This is a genomic window from Zavarzinia sp. (genome assembly GCF_049306435.1).
In the GTDB taxonomy this organism is placed as follows: domain Bacteria; phylum Pseudomonadota; class Alphaproteobacteria; order Zavarziniales; family Zavarziniaceae; genus Zavarzinia.
On record NZ_JBAQRT010000015.1, the window covers coordinates 1 to 1,755 of the forward strand.

The following is a 1,755-nucleotide window of genomic DNA, read 5'->3' on the forward strand; positions in this document are numbered from 1 at the left end:
CCGCGACGGACACCGCCACCACCACGGCGGGCGTCGCCGCTGAAGCCCCGCCATCGGACAGCCCGAAGGTGCCCGGCACGGCCCTGCCGGCACGCAGCATCACGATCATCACGCCTTGAGGCAGCGCCGCAGTTCCGGTTGTTTGGGCAAGGGGCCGATCCTCATGGATCGGAGGCCGATCGGGCCGACATGGCCCCGGCTCGCCTGATATCGGCGGCTTCGGGGGTGAGCGTCAGAGCGCGTTCACCATCCGGCCAAACTGGAAGGCGACCCAGTCGCCGATCTGGAAGACGACGAGGAAAACGACAAGGGAAATCAGGCTGGCGATGAAGACATATTCCAGCGATGTCGCCCCCTGTTCATTGGGGGACCCGGGACCCTGACCGGCTCGCCGGCACAACACAGCCTTGATCATGCCGAGACGCCCCTCAAGTCGAGCCCCGCTGTATCGCAGTGACGATGCAGCGGGGCGAAGGACCGGTCAAATACAGCCCCGAAGGGTTCATCCAACCGATTAGGTGGCGTCGTTCAGCGTGTCCGCGACATTGGTGAACACGTTGCTGATGCCGTCGCCGACGAAGCCCATGGCCACGATGGCGGCGACGGCGATCAGCGCGGCGATCAGGGCGTATTCGATGGCCGTCGCGCCACGCTCGTCGGTCTTGCGCATCGAAGTGATCAGAGTGCGAAGCATTTTTTCTCTCCTGTTCGGGACATCGGCCGTTATCCGATCCCGTCAGACGGGTACCATATTCGTAGCGCCATTCAATCCGCCCGGCGCATGGGTAGAATATGAGCGCCAATTCTTAACGCGGCGTTTCGATTGCACGGCGAACCTCGAAAAGCGCCAGAGATTGCGCCAGATCGGGTCGAATGGTCACGGAAACAAGGTAATCTGGGACCTTTCCGGCTGCGAGATCCCGTCCCAGACCGCCCGGCTGAACCTGCCGCAGGATGCCACCGGCCCCCACGAGGCAAACCGCGACATAGTCGACCTGGCGCCGACGCAGGATGGCTTCGGGATCCGCTCCCGAAAAGAAGGCGATCGAATCGCCAAGTGCCGCCGAGCCGCGGTGATAGGGCCCGGCCACCGTGCGAAAGGCCGTCTCATAGGCGACTCGGGGGCCGATGTTGATATCGTCGGACAGCACGATGGGATCATCGGCGCCCCGCAGGGCCGGGGGGCGGATGTCGTCCAGCGCGGCGACCAGCCGGGACGGGTCGCATTCCGCGACTTTTTCCCGGTCGCGGGCCTGGAGCATCGAGCCGATCACGGGCAGGCCCAGCGTCATGCCCAGTGTTACCAGGACGAGCCCGGCGACACGCGGCAGCAGGCGAAGGCCATCGAGCGATCTTGCCGTCGAGGCCAGCAACCCCACGGATGCCACCGCCCCGACCGCCGCGAATTCGATGATGAAGCGCCGGAACTGGAGCCCCGCCGCAAGGGTGAGGAGGGCGGTCACGAGCAGGACGACAAGGGCCCGCCGGCCCGGCCCCGGCGGCGTCCGCCACAGCGCGATGGGCAGATAGAACACGACCAGCGCGATGCCGCCGCCCTGAGTCACGAAATCGAGCCAGCCTTCGGCCCGCCCAAGATCGAAGGGCTGCATTTCCTTCACCCGCCCGATCACCGTCTGCATCACCGGATCGGAAAACGCCAGGGAAGCCTTCTCGAAGCCGGGAAACAGCGTGGCCAGCGCGGCCAGGGCCACCAGCGACAGCACGGCACCGGTGGCGGCCCGGCGCGGCCAGGGC

General features: G+C 66.2%; 3 protein-coding genes. All 3 read right to left on the minus strand.

Features of this window, described 5'->3' with window-relative positions; translation table 11 throughout:
- Positions 1–232: 232 nt before the first annotated feature.
- Complete coding sequence (locus WAZ62_RS00880) at positions 233–415, minus strand: Flp family type IVb pilin (RefSeq protein WP_422641646.1); 183 nt, start codon at positions 413–415, stop codon at positions 233–235.
- A 99-nt stretch (positions 416–514) separates the two neighbouring features.
- Complete coding sequence (locus tag WAZ62_RS00885) at positions 515–694, minus strand: Flp family type IVb pilin (protein ID WP_422641647.1); 180 nt, start codon at positions 692–694, stop codon at positions 515–517.
- 112 nt (positions 695–806) lie between these two features.
- Positions 807–1,755 (minus strand): hypothetical protein (locus tag WAZ62_RS00890; RefSeq protein ID WP_422641648.1); only part of this gene is annotated, 949 nt, incomplete at its 5' end.

What these genes read in the sequence shown, in the direction of transcription:
- WAZ62_RS00880 (WP_422641646.1), bottom strand. Translation starts at nt 415, where the DNA reads ATGATCAAGGCTGTGTTGTGCCGGCGAGCCGGTCAGGGTCCCGGGTCC.
- WAZ62_RS00885 (WP_422641647.1), bottom strand. Translation starts at nt 694, where the DNA reads ATGCTTCGCACTCTGATCACTTCGATGCGCAAGACCGACGAGCGTGGC.